This window comes from Megasphaera jansseni (assembly GCF_047974155.1).
Lineage (GTDB): Bacteria > Bacillota > Negativicutes > Veillonellales > Megasphaeraceae > Megasphaera.
Map to the genome: position 1 here is coordinate 119,589 of NZ_JBHYRR010000001.1, position 18,981 is coordinate 138,569.

The 18,981-nt window shown below is 56.8% G+C and carries 14 protein-coding genes; 13 read left to right on the forward strand and 1 reads right to left on the reverse strand.

Annotated elements, in window-relative coordinates:
* Positions 1–189: 189 nt before the first annotated feature.
* The 8 genes from smc to ACE418_RS00625 all read left to right on the forward strand — a co-directional run bounded on the left by smc (position 190) and on the right by ACE418_RS00625 (position 11,541).
* Entirely contained in the window at positions 190–3,744 is a 3,555-nt protein-coding gene (gene smc, locus ACE418_RS00590; RefSeq protein WP_416448651.1) for a chromosome segregation protein SMC, read from the forward strand.
* Positions 3,745–3,746: 2 nt separating this feature from the next.
* Positions 3,747–4,691 carry a signal recognition particle-docking protein FtsY gene (ftsY, locus tag ACE418_RS00595; RefSeq protein ID WP_020310457.1) on the forward strand — a complete coding sequence of 315 codons (945 nt, stop codon included), beginning with the start codon at positions 3,747–3,749 and terminating at the stop codon, positions 4,689–4,691.
* Between the two features lie 12 nt (positions 4,692–4,703).
* Positions 4,704–5,168, forward strand: coding sequence for a YhcH/YjgK/YiaL family protein (locus ACE418_RS00600; RefSeq protein ID WP_416448652.1), 465 nt, complete (start codon positions 4,704–4,706; stop codon positions 5,166–5,168).
* A 7-nt stretch (positions 5,169–5,175) separates the two neighbouring features.
* Positions 5,176–5,994 (forward strand): hydroxyethylthiazole kinase, encoded by an 819-nt coding sequence (thiM, locus tag ACE418_RS00605; RefSeq protein WP_416448653.1) that lies wholly within the window; start codon positions 5,176–5,178, stop codon positions 5,992–5,994.
* Complete coding sequence (thiW, locus tag ACE418_RS00610; RefSeq protein ID WP_416448654.1) at positions 5,987–6,490, forward strand: energy coupling factor transporter S component ThiW; 504 nt, start codon at positions 5,987–5,989, stop codon at positions 6,488–6,490. The genes thiM and thiW overlap by 8 nt, the downstream gene beginning before the upstream one ends.
* Positions 6,491–6,611: 121 nt before the next feature.
* Positions 6,612–7,202, forward strand: coding sequence for a TetR/AcrR family transcriptional regulator (locus tag ACE418_RS00615; RefSeq protein WP_416448655.1), 591 nt, complete (start codon positions 6,612–6,614; stop codon positions 7,200–7,202).
* A gap of 2 nt (positions 7,203–7,204) precedes the next feature.
* Positions 7,205–8,377, forward strand: a complete 1,173-nt coding sequence (locus tag ACE418_RS00620; RefSeq protein ID WP_298590524.1) for an efflux RND transporter periplasmic adaptor subunit — start codon at positions 7,205–7,207, stop codon at positions 8,375–8,377.
* Positions 8,378–8,388: 11 nt separating this feature from the next.
* Entirely contained in the window at positions 8,389–11,541 is a 3,153-nt protein-coding gene (locus tag ACE418_RS00625; RefSeq protein WP_416448656.1) for an efflux RND transporter permease subunit, read from the forward strand.
* Between the two features lie 287 nt (positions 11,542–11,828).
* Here ACE418_RS00625 and nadE read toward each other — a convergent pair whose 3' ends face one another.
* Positions 11,829–13,730: an NAD(+) synthase gene (gene nadE, locus ACE418_RS00630; RefSeq protein ID WP_416448657.1), complete on the reverse strand. Its 1,902-nt coding sequence runs from the start codon at positions 13,728–13,730 to the stop codon at positions 11,829–11,831.
* A 165-nt stretch (positions 13,731–13,895) separates the two neighbouring features.
* Here nadE and ACE418_RS00635 point away from each other — a divergent pair, with 165 nt between their 5' ends.
* From ACE418_RS00635 to era, 5 genes are read left to right on the forward strand one after another with little or no spacing between them, the layout of a single operon-like run.
* Entirely contained in the window at positions 13,896–15,647 is a 1,752-nt protein-coding gene (locus tag ACE418_RS00635; RefSeq protein WP_416448658.1) for a B12-binding domain-containing radical SAM protein, read from the forward strand.
* Positions 15,644–16,594, forward strand: a complete 951-nt coding sequence (locus ACE418_RS00640) for a TIGR01212 family radical SAM protein (protein WP_416448659.1) — start codon at positions 15,644–15,646, stop codon at positions 16,592–16,594. The genes ACE418_RS00635 and ACE418_RS00640 overlap by 4 nt, the downstream gene beginning before the upstream one ends.
* Before the next feature lie 14 nt (positions 16,595–16,608).
* Positions 16,609–17,571 carry a PhoH family protein gene (locus ACE418_RS00645; protein ID WP_416448660.1) on the forward strand — a complete coding sequence of 321 codons (963 nt, stop codon included), beginning with the start codon at positions 16,609–16,611 and terminating at the stop codon, positions 17,569–17,571.
* A 15-nt stretch (positions 17,572–17,586) separates the two neighbouring features.
* On the forward strand, positions 17,587–18,060 hold the full coding sequence (gene ybeY, locus ACE418_RS00650) for an rRNA maturation RNase YbeY (RefSeq protein ID WP_416448661.1): 474 nt from the start codon (positions 17,587–17,589) through the stop codon (positions 18,058–18,060).
* Between the two features lie 19 nt (positions 18,061–18,079).
* On the forward strand, positions 18,080–18,973 hold the full coding sequence (era, locus tag ACE418_RS00655) for a GTPase Era (protein ID WP_020310928.1): 894 nt from the start codon (positions 18,080–18,082) through the stop codon (positions 18,971–18,973).
* The last annotated feature ends 8 nt before the right edge of the window (positions 18,974–18,981 follow it).

Sequence of the window (18,981 nt, forward strand, 5' to 3'; positions counted from 1 at the left end):
CATTAAGACAGGACTCGTCAAGGCTTTCCTGGAGATTTTACAGAAACTTTGCCCAGCGCCTGGCATGGCCCGTCATAGTAGCGGCAGGCCGGTAATTATGGTATGATTAACTGTACGAGTAAATAAGCAGGGCTGCCGCACAGACGGGAATGATGTCCGCCCCGGCAGTCCACAGAGAGAGTAGACATTATGCAATTATTGAAAATGGAACTGCGGGGATTCAAGTCCTTTGCAGATAAGACGACCCTGACCTTCGACAAGGGTATTACGGCCATCGTCGGGCCCAATGGCAGCGGCAAGAGCAATATTTCCGATGCCGTCCGCTGGGTCATGGGCGAACAGAATGTCCGCCAGCTGCGGGGGCAGAAGTCGGAAGACATCATCTTTGCCGGGACCCAGACCCGTCGGCCTCAGGGGGCAGCGGAAGTCTCGCTGTACTTCGACAACAGCGACCACGCACTGGATACGGAATTCACGGAAGTCGTCGTCACGCGGCGCCTCTTCCGCTCCGGCGACAGCGAATATTATATCAACCGCCGGCCGTGCCGCCTCAAGGACATCCACATTCTCTTTGCCGATACGGGCATCGGTCAGGATTCCATGGCCGTCATCGGTCAGAACCGCGTCGACCGCATCCTCAACAGCAAGCCTGAAGAACGGCGGGTCATCTTTGAAGAAGTGGCCGGTATCAGCCGCTTCAAAGGCCGCAAAGCCGATGGTCTGCGCAAGATTGCCGAAACCGAGCGCAACCTGGAACGTATCCGCGATCTCATGAGCGTCCTCGAAGAACGGCTGGAACCGTTGCAGGAACAGGCAGAGACACTACAGAAGTTCCGCTGCCTAGACAGCGAGCGCCTGGCCTATGAAGGCACGGTGACCTTGCAGGAGCTGCGCAACAGCGAACGCCTCCTGGCCAAAGCCGAAAACAATCGCATGACGGCGGCGGCAGAAGAAGAAAAAGCGGCTCAGGAATTAGCGGCTGCTGAAGGCAAACGCAAAGCCTTATTGGACGTCATGGCTGCGGGCGATGAAAAACTGCGCCGTCTCGATGAAGAAGCGATGGCCGTCCATAATGAGTTGGACAGCCTCATCCACCGCCGTGAAGCCTGCCGGCAGCGGCAGGCCGAACTGGCTGAGAATGAGTCCCAGGCCGCAGACGATGCGGCCCAGCTGCAGCAGCGCCAAGCCGCCTGGCAGGAACAGAAAGAGACCTTGCAGGCCCAGAAGGCCCAGAAAACGGCTGAACTGGCTGCGGCCCAGAAAGCCCTGGCCCTGACCCAGACCTTGTTCGGCCAGGCTGAAGCCAAGGCCGAAGCGGCGGCCAAAGCCCTGCAGGAGCGGGTCGATGCCAACTCCAAGCGCAGCCGTGACGCTTTCATGCTGCGCCGGGACAGCGAAGACCTGCGCCGCCGGCTGGAAGAAAATGCAGCCGCCTGCCAGCAGGCCCTGACGCAGTGGGAAGATAAGAAACAGGCCCTGAAAGAAGCAGAAATCCGCTATCATGAAGCCCTGTCGCAGCAGGAAGCGTGCCAGAAAAAAGCAGCTGATTTTGAACAGCAGGCCGCTTCGCTGCGGCAGACGGCCCAGGAAAAAGGCCAGCGCCTGAAAAAAGGGGAAGACGAATACCGCTGCCTGCGCGGCGATGTCGACGCCGCTTCCCAGCGCATGCGCGTCCTCCAGAGTATGGAACAGGAACATGAAGGCCTGGGACGGGCGGTCAAAGTCGTCCTGACGGCCAGCCAGCCCTGGCGCAGCCATCTGTGCGGTGCCGTCGGCGAGCTCTGCCAGATCCCGTCGCGCTTTGCTGTCGCCATCGACGTCGCCCTGGGCGGTGCCGTCCGCTACGTCGTCGCCGAAGACGAAAGGGCGGCCAAGCAGGCTATCTCTTATTTAAAAGAAAGGAAGGCAGGCCGGACGACGTTCCTGCCTCTCGATACGCTGCGCAGCCGGCCGCGGACAGCCGATGAAGAACGGGCTGCTGGCGAACCGGGCATGCTCGGCTTTGCCTCGGATGTCATTACATATGAGGCTAAATATGAAAAGGTCTTTTCGTCCCTCTTAGGGCGGACCCTCCTGGCCGATACCATGGATACGGGCTCGGCAGTGGCAAGGAAATACGGCCATCGCCTGCGCATCGTCTGCCTCGATGGGACGCAGTTCAACGCCGGCGGGTCCCTGACCGGCGGCAGCTCCCGCAATCAGGAAGGCTCCCTCATCAGCCGGCGGGCCCTGCTGCAGGAATTGCAGGAGACCTGCCGTCAAGGGCAGCAGCGCCTGGAAGCCCTGGTGGCCGAAGGAAAGGCATTGCGCCAGCAGGCCGAAGAGGCTGCCCGGAAACTGGCCCAGGCTGAAGATGCCTGGCGCAAAGCCGGCCAGGCCGCGGAACAGGCCCGCTGGCAGGGCGGCCAGGAAGAGAAGAACCTGGCCGATATCCGTCAGGCCCTGGCTGATTTTGACCAGCGTGTCGAAAGCTTAGAAAAGGACCGGGCCGATATGCAGGCCCGGCTGGTCGCCAAAGAAGCCGCCCTGGCGGATATGGAAACGGGGCCGGCTGCCGATGTCCAGCAATGGCAGGACGCCTGTGATGCCGCCAAGGCGGAAGCGGCCCAATGCCGCCAGACCCTGACGGAAAGGCAGATTGCCGTAGCCAAACTGACAGAACAAGTCAGCCATGGGGACGACCAGCTGCGCCAGCATGACAAATGGCAGCAGGAATTGACGGATCAGGAGCAGGCTCTGGCCCAGCGCCGCCGGGATTTGCGGCAGCGCCAGGAAGAGTCGGCCCGCCTGTTGACAGAACTGTCGAAAAATATTACTTTGAAAGAAGCCGATACGGTCCGCTGTGACCAGGCCAAAGAAGCTTTTTACCGGGCCCGCAATGAGTCCCTGAAACAGAGTCAGGACTTGGACCGCATCACAGGCGACCTGCGCCAGCGCCATCAGGATTGGCAGCAGCGCTGCAACGCTGCCGACATCCAGCGGGAAAAGTACAAGAATGATATCAGCCATCATGAAGAACGGCTGGCCATGCAGGGCTTGAGCCGCCAGGAAGCCATGGAGCGGCGCCGCGAAGGCTCGCTGAAAGAACTCCATGATAAGGTGGCTTCCCTGAAGGGACAGATTACGGCCCTGGGGACGATCAACCCGGCAGCCGAAGATGAATATAAGACGGCCCTGGAAAAGCGGGATTTCTACATCCGCCAGTGCGATGACCTGAAAGAATCGCGGGAAAAACTGCGGACTGTCGTCGCTGAAATCGATGCAGCCATGGCCGAACAATTCGCCAAGGCCTTCAAGGAAATCGGCGTCCATTTTCAGGATATCTTCAGCCGTCTCTTCGGCGGCGGCACGGCCCACCTGGCCCTGACCGACAAGGAACATATCCTGGAAGCCGGCGTAGAAATCTATATCCGTCCGCCTGGAAAGAAGCAGCAGTCCCTGACCCTGCTCTCCGGCGGCGAACGGGCCCTGACGGTCATCGCCCTGCTCCTGGCCTTTCTGGCCTATCATCCGGCGCCGTTCTGCCTGGTCGACGAAGTCGACGCCGCCCTGGACGAAGCCAATGTCGAACGCATGGCCCGATACCTGAAGAATTACAGCGGTGCCACGCAGTTCATCGTCATCACTCACCGCCGCAAGACCATGGAAGCGGCCAATACCCTCCTGGGCGTGACGATGGAAGAAAAAGGCGTGTCGCGTCTGCTGACTGTCAAAGTAGATGAATTGTTAAAGGAAGGAACATAACTATGGGATTTTTTTCAAAACTTCGCAAAGGCTTAGAAAAGACGAAACATTCGCTCATCCAGAATATCGAGACCGTCGTCCGCGGCTACGCCAAAATCGATGACGACATGTACGATGACCTGGAAGCGGTCATGCTCACCGGCGACATCGGTGTCGAAACGACGGAATACCTCCTGGACCAGATCCGGACCGGCGTCAAGTCGAAGGAAATCAAAGATGGCAACGACGTCGTCCCGTATTTGGAAAAGTGCATTGTCGCCCTGCTCAATGAAAACGATGAACCGCTCCCGGAAACAGACGGTCCGCGGGTCATCTTCATCGTCGGTGTCAACGGCGTCGGCAAGACGACGACTATCGGCAAGCTGGCCAAATATTATAAGCAGCAGGGGAAATCGGTCATGCTCGCCGCTGGCGATACCTTCCGTGCCGCTGCGTCGGAACAGCTGACCATCTGGGCGGACCGTGTCGGCGTACCTATCGTCAAGCATCAGGAAGGGGCCGATGCGGCAGCTGTCGTCTTCGATGCGACGGCGTCGGCCAAGGCCAAGGGCATGGACATCCTCCTCGTCGACACGGCCGGCCGCTTGCAGACCAAGTCCAACCTCATGGAAGAATTGCGGAAAATGGCCCGCGTTGCCAGCCGCAACATTGAAGGGGCTCCTCAGGAAACCCTTCTCGTCCTCGATGCCACGACGGGGCAGAATGCCGTCAGCCAGGCCAAACTCTTCGGCGACGTCGTCCCCCTGACGGGTGTCGTCCTGACCAAGCTCGACGGGACGGCCAAAGGCGGCGTCATCTTGTCGGTCAAACGGGAATTGGGCGTCCCCGTCCGCTGGGTTGGCGTCGGCGAAGGCGTCGACGACCTGCGTCCCTTCGATGCGGCCCAGTTCGCCGATGCCCTGTTCGATAAAAACGTCGCAGCCCGCGAAGCCAGCGACGAAGATTAGGAGGGAATCCCCATGTTCGTAGGTAATATTTCCCAATATGAAAAGGAAAGCCGGTTCCTGCCGGAATATATCCGGCCGTGGATCGAGAAACTGTCTTCCCTGGTCAAATCGGATTTGCAGCCTGGGCGCCACACCTTCGATACCGTGAATTACATGAACGTCGACGTCACGGAAACGGCTCCGGCCGGCCAGCGCCTGATGGAAGCCCACCGTGATTACATCGACATCCAGTACGTCCTCGAAGGCGAAGAGAACATCGGCTGGCAGCCCTTATGCCAGGCCGGACCCGTCGTCGACGACAGCCGGGCTGATAGCGATGCCTGGTTCTATAATCCCGACGTCGCTGCCGATACAGTCATTGCCATGGCGCCCGGGACGTATGCCATCTTTACGCCGGCTGACGGCCATCGCTGCCTCTGTGCACCTGACGGCCAGGGGAAGGCCATCAAGAAGGCCATCCTCAAGATCCATGTCTGAAGGAGGGATGATGATGGAACTCATTCCGGCCATTGCCAAGGCGCTTCAGGAACTGCGCCGTCAGCGGCCTCTCATCCACCATATCACCAATTTCGTCACCATGACTGACTGTGCCAATGCGACCTTGGCTATCGGTGCGTCGCCGACCATGACCAATGCCGTCGAAGAAGTCACTGAAATGGCAGCGGCTGCCAAGGCCCTGGTCCTCAATCTGGGGACACTCCAGCAGTGGACGCTGGAGGCCATGCTGGCAGCGGGGAAATCCGCTGCTGCCCACGGCGTGCCCATCGTCTTCGATCCCGTCGGCGCCGGCGGTACGACGTTCCGGACTCAGGCGGCCCTGCGCCTGCTGGATGAACTGCCTATGGCCGTCATCCGCGGCAACGCGTCGGAAATCACCTGCCTGGCAGCCCATAAGAGCGGCCAGGACTTCGGTGTCGACAGCCGTGTCCGTACTGCCGACCCGTCCCTGGCCTCGTCCCTGGCCCGTCATCTCGGGACGACCGTCGCCATTACCGGCGCTGTCGACGTCCTTTCCGATGGCCGCCAGACGGCCGAAATCCACAACGGCTGTCCCATGCTGACCTATGTGACCGGCACGGGCTGCATGACGACGTCCCTCATCGCTTCTTTTGCCGCCGTGGCCGATCCCTTCACAGCGGCTGCCGGTGGTATCCTGTCTATGGGCATCGGCGGCGAGCTGGCCCTGGCAGGGGGAGGGCAGGCCGGTCCTGGGACCTTTCATGCCCGCCTCTTCGATGCCTTTTATCAATTGAATGATGCTCTGTTACAACAATATGGAAAGGTTTTGGTACATCGTGAATAATGCTGAACTCAAGAAAATGACAGTAACGGCGATTTTCATCGCCATCGGCGTCCTCCTGGCGCCTTTCGTATCCTTTCCCTTCGGCGGTGCCCGGGTCTTCCCGCTGCAGCACCTCATCAATGTCCTCTTGTCGGTTCTCGTGGGCTGGCGCTATTCGACAGCCGGTGCTTTCTGCATTTCATCCATCCGCATTGCCATGGGCGTCGGTACTGTCCTGGCTTATCCCGGCAGTATGATCGGCGCCGCTTTATCCGGTGTTTTGTATAAAAAAACAAATTCCATCTGGGGCGCCGTCATCGGGGAAATCGTCGGGACCGGCCTTTTGGGCGGCCTCATCGCCTATCCTGTCGCCGCTTTCGTCCTCGATTCCAAAGTCGTCGCTTTATGGTTCTTCGTCGTTGCCTTTTTGCCCAATACCTGCATCGGTGCGGCTTGTGGTGCTGTTTTATACAAAATCCTGCCGATCCGGAAATTTGCCGAAGAATTGAGAAAATAATAATATGAAGTTGTTTATTGACTTATAAGGTGCTGTATATTAAACTATAAATTGGTACTGAGTTTTATAGTTTGAGTTTCAAGAACAGCACCTTGTATTTTTTTGAGTAGGACGTGTTTACATGACAGAAAATATCCGCGCCAGGATTCTGGCAGAGGCTCTCTGTGAAATCAACCGCCATGGTGCTGATTTCCATATGGATGACTTAGCCCGTAATCTGCGCATCAGTAAGCGGACTTTATATGAACATTTTTCGTCGAAACAGGAAATCGTCGAACAGGCCATCATCGACTTTACCGATAAAATCTATGCCTATCATCAGCGTATCGTCAGTAATCCGGATATGACCTGTGAAGCCAAGCTCATCGCTTATTTCGACGTCCCCAGTGACAACTGGCAGGTCCTGTCCGTGCGGAAAGCATCGGACCTGCTGACGAAAATGCCCGATGTTTGGGAACGCTTGCAGTCCCGCTACGAAAAAGACTGGCACCTCTTGGAACAGCTCCTCGATGAAGCTCAGGAAACAGGGGAATTCAAACCTTTTGATAAGTTCCTGTTCTTGCGCCTTTTGCATAGCGCAGCCGATGACATTATCGATTATTTTAATGATGTCAATCACGATTCCACTTTTAGTGACTATATGAAGCGCTGTATCAAGGTCTTGCTCTATGGCATTAAAAATCAGGAATCGAAAGAAATAGGAGGAAAGTGAAGATGATACAAAAACGCAAACTTGCGACGATGAGCGTGACGGTCCTGACCGTCGCCGCGCTCCTGGCCGGCTGTGGCGCCAACCAGAGCGCGACCAAGGCCCCCGTTGCGGTCAACACGTACAAAGTCGTCGCGACGGACACGCCGGTCAAGGCCGAGTACAGCGGTACCGTTACGGCCACGGATAAGGTACCGGTTCAGCCTAAGATTTCTGGACGCGTCGTAGAAAAATACGTCCAAGGCGGTCAGGAAGTCACACAGGGACAACCGCTGTTCCGCCTCGACAGCCGGACCTATGACGCCGCCCTGGCCCAGGCCAAGGCTACCCAGGCCCAGTCTGAAGCCAATCTGGCCAATCAGCAGCTGAACCTGCGCCGTTACCAGACCCTGGCCAGCCAGGACGCCATCCCGCAGCAGACCGTCACCGACCAGGAAGCGGCTACACAGCAGCAGCAGGCTGTCGTCGAAGCTAATGCCGCCCAGGTCGACGCCGCTCAGGATAACGTCGACGATACCATCGTCTATGCACCGTTCAGTGGCAAACTGAACGTCGATGACGTACCTATCGGTACCTTTGCGACGGCCGGCTCGACGGCATTGGTCACCATTTCTTCGACCAATCCGGTCTATGTGGAATTCTCCATCAGCGAATCGGAATACCTGCAGATGACCAAGCAAGCTGCGGACAATGCCGGGAGCTGGGGCGACCATCTCCTGCTCCGTCTGAGCGATGGCACCATGTATCCCTATGAAGGCCGCGTCACCCAGGTCAACCACGGCATGGATGGCAACTCCGGTTCCATCATCGTCAAGGCTGTCTTCGACAATCCGGATAATCTCCTCATCCCCGGCCTTTATGCGACGGTCGTTTCCGATACCCAGATCCAGCGCAATGCCCTGTCCGTACCGCAGCGCGCCGTCCAGCAGACATTGGGTAAATATTACGTTTCCGTCATCGATGGCGATGGCCAGGCTCAGAACCGCGAAGTCACGCCGGGCCAGAAAGTCGGCAAGTTCTGGATCATCACCGATGGCCTCCAGGACGGCGATACGATCATCGTCGACGGCTATCAGAAGGCCAAAGGCGCTACCCTGGACCAGCATTTGCTGACTAAAGCCGATATCGATAACGACAGCTCCGATACATCGTCTGACACATCGTCGTCAAATAGTTAGGAGGCAGGATTGTGATATCTAAGTTCTTTATCGACCGGCCTATCTTCGCCATCGTCATTTCGCTGATCATTTCTATCTTCGGCTTGTTGTCGATGGCTACCTTGCCGGTTGCTAAGTACCCGCAGGTTACGCCGCCGCAGGTCCGTGTATCGGCTACCTATACGGGTGCCAATGCCGAAGTCGTCGGCACGACTGTCGCCAGCGTCATCGAACGTCAGATGGTCGGGGTCGATGACCTGGTCAATATGGAAAGTTCTTCCAATGATACTGGGTCCTATTCCATGACGGCTCAGTTTGAAACGGGCAGTGACGACGACATGGACACGGTCAATACCCAGAACCGTGTCAGCCAGGTTTCGTCCACCCTGCCGGCCGAAGTCACCCAGACCGGCGTTACCATCCAGAAGTCGACGAGTTCGACGGCTATGGTCTTCGCCTTGATTTCGCCTAATGGCTCGTACGATGCGACGTTCATGAAGAACTATGCAACCCAGTACTTCATGGATGAATTGAAATCCGTCCCCGGTATCGGGAACGTCCAGGAATTCGGTTCTGACTACGCTATGCGTATCTGGCTCAATCCGATGAAGATGAGCATCCTGAAAGTCACGCCGACCGACGTCATCTCGGCTATCAGCGCCCAGAACCAGCAGGCTGCTGTCGGCACCATCGGCTCCCAGCCGTCGCCGAATAACCAGACTTACCAGTACACCATGCGTACGGACGGCCGTCTGCAGACTGCCGAACAGTTCAAGAACGTCATCGTCCGCACCAACTCCGACGGCACCATGGTCCGCGTCGGCGACATTGCCGATGTCAACCTTGGTTCCAAGGACTATACCGTTACCAGTAACCTCAATGGCGGCAACGCTGCCGGCTTCATGATCAGTCTGACGGCTGATGCCAACGCCATGCAGTCCGTCGAAGGGGCCCGTAAGGTATTGGAAAAAGCCAAGGCTTCTTTCCCGTCCGATATGGACTATGAAGTCGTCTACGATAGTACGACCTTCGTCAAGGCTTCCATCGAAGAAGTTATCAAGACCTTCATCGAAGCCCTGCTGCTGGTCGCCCTCATCGTTTACATCTTCCTCCAGAGCGGCCGGTCGACGCTGATTCCGCTCATCGCCGTCCCTGTCTCTTTGCTGGGTACCTTTGCCTGCTTTAAGGTCCTGGGCTTTTCCATCAACACACTGACCTTGTTCGCCATGGTCCTGGCCATCGGCCTTCTGGTCGACGATGCTATCGTCGTCATCGAAGCCGTCGAATACGAAATCAAGTATAACGCCCGAAGTCCGCGGGAGGCGACGATCATCGCCATGGAAAACGTACAGAACCCGGTTATCGGTGTCGCCTGTGTACTGGCGTCGGTTTTCATCCCGGTCGCTTTCATCAGCGGCATGAGCGGTATCCTCTACCGCCAGTTCGCCCTGACCATCGCCGTGTCGGTCCTCATTTCGGCTTTCGTCGCTTTGACCCTGACACCGGCTATGTGTGCATCTATCCTGAATATCCACAAGCCCAATGAAAATCCCAAGGGCATTTACAAGTATTTCCAGAAATTCAATAATGGCTTTGACCGGCTCATCGCCTGGTACGGCATCCGCCTGGCCCATTTGCAGCGGCATCTCAAATGGTGTGTCGCTTTCCTGCTCATCATCACCGCTGCCACGGCCGGCGTCTTCAAAGTCATGCCGACAGGCTTCGTCCCGTCGGAAGATAACGCCTTCGTCATGATGACCATGACCCTGCCGGAAGGTATTTCCCAGACGGAAACGAAAAAAGCCAGTGAATCCATGAGCAACTGGCTGCAGCAGCAGCCTGGCGTTTCCCAGGTCATGAACGTCGTCGGCTTCAGTATCCTTGCCGGCGGCCAGAAACCGAACGCAGCGACGGCCTTCATCGGCATGGATGACTGGGATGCCCGTCCGACGAAAGACTTGTCGGCTGATGCCCTGGTCGGTAAAATCATGGCCCGTGGCGCCCAGATGCCGCAGGCTACGGTCATCGCCATGAACCCGCCGCCAATCGACGGCATGGGCACGTCGTCAGGCTTTACGATGCAGCTGGAAAACCGCGGCAGCCATTCGACGGCTGAACTGTCGGATACAGCTAATAAATTCATCGCCGCTGCCCGTCAGCGTCCGGAAATCGGATCCATTTACACGGCTTTCGCCGCCGATACACCGGGTTATGAACTGGACATCGACCGCGACAAGGTAGCCCGTGAAGGCGTTACCCTGAGCAACTTATATTCGACGCTCCAGTCCTTCTATGGGTCCTATCAGGTCAATGACTTCACCATTTTTGGCCGTAACTTCAAGGTCATCATCCAGGCTTCGCCTGAATTCCGTGAAACTGTTGACGCCAATAATCACATTTACGTCCGCAATTCCAATAACGACCTCGTACCGGTATCGAACTTCGTCCGTCCGAAACCCATTGGATCGGCGTCGATCATCAACCGTTTCAATGACTATCCGGCCATCAAAATCCAAGGGGCTCCGGCCGATGGCTACAGCTCCGGCGATGCCATCAATGCCTTGAAAGAAGTCGCTGCCGACACCTTGGGGGAAGGCTATGCGTACGAATGGAGCGGCATGAGCCGTGAAGAAATCGAAGCCGGCAACAAGACGGTCTACGTCTTCGCCCTGGCTATCCTCTTCGTCTTCCTCGTTCTGGCTGCCTTGTATGAAAGCTGGAAAGTACCGTTCGCCGTACTCTTCAGCCTGCCGGCAGGCCTCTTCGGGGCATCGGCCTTTGCTTATCTCCTGAATCAGCAGAATAACTTGTACTTCCAGATCGGTATCCTGGCCGTCATCGGCCTGGCCGCCAAGAATGCCATCCTGATCATCGAATACGCCAAAGTCCGTGTCGATGAACGCGGTATGGATCCCGTATCAGCTGCTATCGAAGCCGCCAAGATCCGTCTCCGCCCGATCATCATGACGTCCCTGGCCTTCGTCGTCGGCTCCATCCCGCTGGCCATCGCCACCGGGGCAGGCGCCGCGTCGCGAGTCACCATGGGCATTACCGTCGTCTTTGGTACATCCATTGCGACCCTCTTTGGGGTATTCCTCATCCCCATGATGTTCATCATCGTAGAAACGTTCGGACATAAACGAGTCCGTCCCAGACAAGAAGTTGGAAGACTGAAAGATATGTAGTATGAAAAAGGCGCTGTCCCATGAAGACAGCGCCTTTTTCAGTGGTTAGCAGCTAGTGGCTAGTGGTTAGCGGTAAACTATGTTGAAAGAGCAACCTCTCAGTCAGCTTCGCTGACAGCTCTCCTATCAGGAGAGCCAGGCGGGCCTCTGACCACGAGCCACGAACCACGCGCCACGAACCACGAGCCACGGACCACGAGCCACGAGCCACAAGCCACGAACCACGAACCACGAACCACTAGCCACGAACCCCTAGCCCCTAGCCCCTAATCCCTAACCCCTAACGGCTAATCTCCCGCCAGCAGCCGTTCTTTCATTTCTAAATAGCGCGTCGTGTAGTACGGGGACAGCTGGGCTTCGCGCAGGTCGCTGCCGAAGGGGCGGCGGCTGATGGAGAGGATTGGCGGGCTCTGGATGCGCTTGGCGACGGCAAAGCCGGCGATGAGGCGCCACCACCGTTCTAAATCGTCGATGAAGGCTTTGGCCGTCGGGAAAATCTGATGGACGTCGACGCTGCAGCCGAGGTTCTTTTCCAGGGTGCCGTTGATGTACCATTCGAGGATGGTTTCCGGTGTTGCCCGCTGCCAGCGTTCGACGAAGGCGGCGAAGAGGTAGTCGTGATAGGGGTAGATGATCGGGTCGCCTTGGCCCTTGGTGATATCCTGTTTGTCCGACAGTTCGGCGCTGGGGACGATGTCGATGCTGCCCTGGGGGACGACTTCGCGCTGGAAGACTTCGTCATTGAGGTAGCGGGCCAGGTCGTAGACCTGATGCTTCCACAAATCCGCCGTGGCGGCCAGGTAGCCGGCGCTGTCGCCGTAGAGGGTGGCATAGCCGACGGACAGTTCAGCCTTGTTGGCATTGCAGGTAAAGACGCCGCCGAAGGCTGCGGCCGCTGCGGCCAGGATACGGCTCGACCGGTCGCGGGCCTGGATGTTTTCTTCGATAAAGCTGGTCAGTTCCAGATGGCCCTTGTCCTGGCCTTTCTGGCTGAGTCCGGCTTCTGCGAACTGATGCCGCGTCAATTCCAGGCTGTCCTGGACGGGGACGACGGTGTACAGGCAGCCGATGTTGTCGGCCAGGTCTTTGGCCAGGCTCTTGGTCATGTCCGAGTTATAGCAGCTGGGCATGTTGACCAGCAGGATGTTTTCCGGCGGCAGTACCGTCGCATAGAGGGCCGCGTTGACCGCCGAGTCGATGCCGCCAGAGACGCCGAGGACGACTTTGTGGACGCCGATGGCATCCATGAAGGATTTCAGGCCGTAATGGAGGCTGGCGTAAATATCTTCGATAGGGGACTTTTCCGGCTGCAAGTGCGACGGCGAGACGAAACGCTGTGCCTTTTCATCGAAGTCGACGATGACCATTTCTTCCGTAAAAGGCGTACATTCGACGTGCTGTGAGCCATCTTTCTGGTAAGTGCTGCTGGCGCCGTCGAAGGTGTAGATGTTCTTGCCGTTGTTCTGGATGCCCGTGCAGTTGACGTAGACAGCCGGGCAGTGGACCTTGTCGATGGCCTGGCCGAAGAGGCGGTGGCGGCGCTGGGTCTTGCCCAGGGTGAAGGGCGAATTGGAAATGTTGATGAACATGTCGATGTCATACATTTTTCCTAAATAGCTCATGGGCTTGAAAGGATAGTTTTCATCCCAGCTGTCTTCGCAGATGAGCGGTCCCATGCGGAATTTCCGGCCGTCGTCGAAGGGAATCTGGACGGGCGACAGAAAGTCTTCCGGGAAGGCATGGCGTTCCTGGGCGACTTCGATGAGCGACGTGAAGTAGCGGATATCGCTGAATTCCCGGTAATTGGGAAGGAGCGTCTTGATGTAGAAGGGATAGGGCGAGCGGGCCGGCGAGATCCAGCGGCCGTTGTAAGCGATGAACATGGCATTGTACTTCCGCGTCCGGCCGTCGAGGTTGACCCGGTCCGTTTCTTTGGCGACGTTGCCGAAGATGATGGCTATGCCATCCGACAGGGCTTTGATTTCTTCGCCGAAGCGGACGCAGTCATCGATGTAGTCGGGCTGGTCCCAAATATCACCGATGAGATAGCCCGGGATGGCGAGTTCCGGGAAGATGATCAGGTCACAGCCGGCCGCTTTGGCCTTGGCGATATGGTCTTTCATGACGGCTGTGTTCTGCCGTGGATTGCCAGGATGGACATTTGTCTGGGCAAGTGCTATTTTAAACAAGGAAAAGCCTCCTTTTCATAGGGGAAAAACTATATACTATCTCATCTTATCATAAAAAGGGGCAGGCGAAAAGGCTGTCTCCGGCCCGGGGCGGAAAAGACATGACAGAATGCCGCCCTTGCGGTATACTTATATATACATATAACAATTAAAAGAAGGGCTTCCATGAATACACTGCTTACCATCCTGAATTCCAAATTCATCCAGTCTTCCCTGGCCCTGCGCTGTCTGTCGACGGCGTGTGACCACCAGGGCGTCACTGTGTCCGTCGCCGAATATACGATCAACCAGAACAGCTATGACATCCTGCGCCACATCGCATCATTTCAGGCCGACGTCATCGGTTTTTCCTGCTATATCTGGAATATCGAAATGACCTGTCATCTCATCGACCTGGTGAAACAGGTCTTTCCCCAGACCAAGGTCTTCGTCGGTGGCCCGGAAGTGTCCTATACGGCCCGGCAGATACTGGAAGACTACGGGAATATCGATTATGTCCTGCAAGGCGAAGGGGAAGAGATGGTACCGGCCTTCCTGAAATCCCTGGCAGCCGGCCGCGATGGGACCGAAGTCCCCGGTGTCCTCGGCCGCGTCGGCGGCGTCATCCAGGGCGACGAGACCTTTCAGGAAGTGGAAGACCTGGACAGCCTGCCTTTTCCTTACGAACATCAGGACTTCCGTGAACTGGACCACCGCATCATGTATTATGAAAGTTCCCGGGGCTGCCCCTTCCACTGCCAGTACTGCCTGTCGGGTATGAATGACCGCGTCCGCTTCCGCTCGGTTCCGCTGGTCCTGAAGGAACTGCAGGCTTTCGTCGATGCCGGCGTCCATCAGGTCAAGTTCGTCGACCGCACCTTCAACTGCAGCCCGGCCCATCATCGGCCGCTCATCGAATACATGATCGGCGTCGATAAGCCCATCAATTTCCATCTGGAAATCGAGCCCGGCGTCCTTACCGATGACGACATCGACCTCCTGGCCCGGGCGCCGAAAGGGCGGATCCAGCTGGAAATGGGCATCCAGACGACGTATGAGCCGACGCTCCAGGCCATCCACCGCCATAATGACTGGCCACGCATCACGCATATCATGGAGCGCCTCGTCGCCTTGGGGACGATGCACCTCCATCTGGACCTCATCGTCGGCCTGCCTTATGAAGACTACGGCCATCTGCGCCAGTCCTTCAACGATATTTATGCTCTGCACCCCCATAAATTGCAGATCGGCTTCTTGAAGCTCCTCAAGGGCTCCGGCATCCGCCGCGACTACCCGGACGATTACCGTTACGACCCGCAGGGGCCCTATGAAGTCCTGGCGACGACGTGGCTGCCCTATGAGAAAGTCGCTTATCTGAAAGTCCTGGAAGACGTTTTTGAACGGACCTATAATTCCGGAAAATTCCAATATCTCTTTAACTGGCTCGGCCGCCTTTATGCCCCGGATTATATGAAACTCTACGAGGCCTTGACAGATGAGTGGCTCGTCCTGCATAATGACCAAAAGGCCCTGTCCGATGAGTCCTTGTGTCATTTCCTCTGCCACAGCATCGAAGAGGTCCTGCCGTTGACGGCAGATCAGAAGGCCTTGGCCAAAGAACTGCTGGCCCTGGATATGCTGACCTTTTTCCGCTTCCGCCTCCATCCCGACTTCCTCGGCTGGTGCGAAGCGCCGCGCAGCCAGACTGACGATATTTTCCGCGACGAAGCCTGGCTGCAGCCATATGCCAGAGGCTATCGCTTTACCAACTGGCGCGACATCAAGATGCGCTATCGTATCTGGCCGGCCAGCCCGGCCCTGAAGGAAGAACTGCGCCGTTACGGGCCCGTTCCCGATGGGGACGCCTATGTGCTGGCCGAAAAAAAGAAAGACCGGGCCGGCTGGTGCCTTATCCCGGTCAAAGGAGAAACACTGTGAACGAACGTTACCGCGTCTATTCGACGTATTTAAAAGAGACCTATGGCGAAAAGGTCTATAAACTGCCTATCAGCATTCCCGATACCTGTCCCAACCGCGACGGGACGCTGGGCGTCCGGGGCTGTGCCTTCTGCGGTTCCATCGGTGCCGGGTACGAGAACCTGCCGGCGACGGTGACCATCGGCCAGCAGATCGAGCAGAATATGGCCCACATCAAGCCCAAGTACAAGGCCAACAAGTTCATCGCCTACTTCCAGAATTTCACCAATACCTACCTGCCGCCGGAGCGCTTCCGGGACTACCTCATCGCCGCCTGCCAGCCCGACATTGTGGCCCTGGCCATTGCGACCCGGCCGGACTGCCTCAATGAGACCTATCTGGATATCATGGCCGAAGTCAAAGCAGCGTACGGCGTCGATATCCTCGTCGAACTGGGCCTGCAGACGGTCAACTACAAGACCCTGGCCAAGATCAACCGCGGCCATACGGTGGCGGAATATATCGACGCCATGGTCATGCTCCGGGCTTACCCTTTCCGGACCTGTACGCACGTCATCCTCGACCTGCCCTGGGATACCATGGAAGACACCGTCGAGACGGCCAAGATCATCGCCGCTCTCGGTTCGGACGAAGTCAAGCTCCACGCCTTGTACATCATCAAGCACACGGCCATGGCCGAATGGTATGCCCAAGGCCAGATTAAGCTCTGGACCTGTGAAGAATATGTTCGCCGCGTCGTGGCTTTCCTCGAATACAGCCGGCCCGATACGGTCTTCCAGCGCCTCATCGGCCGGGCGCCGAAGGAAGCGACAGACTTCGCCAACTGGGGCATGGGCTGGTGGCGCATCCGCGACATGATCGATGAAGAACTGGAAAGACGCGACACCTGCCAGGGAGCCCGCTGTGACTACCTGCACGGCAAGGCCGTCCGTAAATTCATGAAATAAAGGAGTATCTCACTTTGGTAGAAAAGAAACTGCAATTTTCCGATTTGCGTGAAGCCCGGGCCGTCCTGGGCATGAAAGACGAATTCCTCAAGACGATGCAGCGCGAATTCCCGGACTGCCGCATTGCCGTCCGCGGCGATACGGCCATGATTGCCGGCAGCGAAAGCGATGTAGCCTATGTGACCGAAGTCTTCCGCGTCCTGCGCTATTTGTTCCGGGAAAATACGTACCTGACGACACAGCACGTCCGCTATTCGGCGAAACTCATCAAAGAAGGTCAGTCAGAGGCCCTGCACAACCTCTATGAAGATACGGTCGGCATTTCTGCCCGGGGCCGGCTCATCAAGCCCAAGACGCTGGGCCAGAAACGCTACGTCGATTCCATCCGCAAGAACCTGGTCACCTTCGGCATCGGCCCGGCCGGGACGGGCAAGACCTACCTGGCTGTAGCCCTGGCGGCCTTTTATCTCAAGAACCGCGAAGTCGAACGCATCATCCTGACCCGGCCGGCTGTCGAAGCCGGTGAAAAACTGGGCTTTTTGCCCGGCGACCTGCAGGAAAAAATCGACCCGTACCTGCGTCCGCTGTACGACGCCCTGGCCGACATGTTCGGCTATGACCAGTTCCAGAAGATGATCGACCGCAACATCATCGAAGTGGCGCCGTTAGCTTACATGCGCGGCCGGACCCTGGAAGAATCGTTCATCATCCTCGACGAAGCCCAGAATACGACGCGGGAGCAGATGAAGATGTTCCTCACCCGGATGGGCAATCATTCACGGGTCGTCGTCAACGGCGATGCGACCCAGATCGACCTCGTCGACCGGCGCATGTCGGGCCTGACAGAAGCCGAAAAGATACTCAAAGACGTCCGCGGCGTCGGCATGGTCTACTTCAGCGATGAAGATGTCGTCCGTCACGATATGGTAGGCCGCATCATCAGGGCCTATGAAAATTATTATAATCACGATCACTAGATTGGGGGAATTGCCATGAATATCAACATCAATTACGAAGATCCATCGTTCCAGCATGATGAATATGAAAAAGTCATCGACCGCGTCTGTGAAGAAGCGGCCCTGGTCTACGGACTGGGACCGAAGGCTGAAATCAGTATCCTTTTGTGCCATAACGACTATATCCATAAATTGAACAAACAGTATCGCAACATCGACCGGCCGACGGACGTCCTGTCCTTTGCCCTCAACGAAGGGGAAGAAGACGGCTATGACGGTCCCGATACGGCTCTCTTGGGAGACATCATCATTTCCCTGGAAAAAGTCCAGGAACAGGCCGACGAATACGGCCATTCTTTTGAACGGGAACTGGCCTATCTGACCATCCACGGCATGCTGCACATCCTGGGCTATGACCACATGGAACCGGACGATAAAGCAGAAATGCGTAAAGAAGAAGAATTCATTTTACAGCGCCTGGGCTATGTCCGCGAAGGCGAAGCATTATAAGGGAGGAATCACTATATCTATGGAATCATTTAAATCGGGGTTCGTCGCCGTCGTCGGCCGCCCGAATGTCGGCAAGTCGACACTCATCAACCGCATCATCAAGCACAAAGTCTCGATTGTCTCGGATAAGGCTCAGACGACGCGCAACCGCATCCTCTGCATTCATACGGATGACGAATGTCAGATTGTCTTCCTCGATACGCCGGGCATCCACAAGCCGAAACATAAGTTAGGCGAATTCATGGATGAAGCGGCCTATCAGTCCCTGCGCGACATCGATGCCGTCTTATTCCTCATCTCCGGGAATGAAAAGAAAGGCCCTGGCGACCTCTTCGTCCTGGATAAATTGAAAGACGTCGGCGTCCCGGTCTTCTTGATCATCAACAAAGTCGATCTCATGACGAAAGAAGAGATATTGCACAAGATCACTGAATATGCCGAGCTCTATCCCTTCGCCCAGGTCATCCCCATTTCCGCCTTGAAAGGGGACAATGTCGATGCCGTCGTCGACGAACTGCGCAAGATTTTGCCGGAAGGGCCGAAGTATTTCCCGGATGACATGATCACGGACCAGCCGGAACGCCTCCTGGTCGCTGAAATCGTCCGGGAAAAGCTCTTCCGCTGCACCCGCGACGAAGTGCCCCATGCCATCGCCGTCTATGTCGAAGAAATGAAGGACCGCGGCCACAACAAGGTCTATATCCGGGTCACGGTCTACGTCGAACGGGATTCGCAGAAACGCATCGTCATCGGCAAGAACGGCACAGTCCTCAAAGAAGTCGGCAACCTGGCCCGTCAGGAAATCGAAAATCTCCTCGGTTCTTCGGTCTACCTGGACATCTGGGTCAAAGTCAAGCGGGACTGGCGCAATAAGTCGGGCGCTCTCAGCGAATTAGGCTATAAGAACGAGTAGGGGGCAGC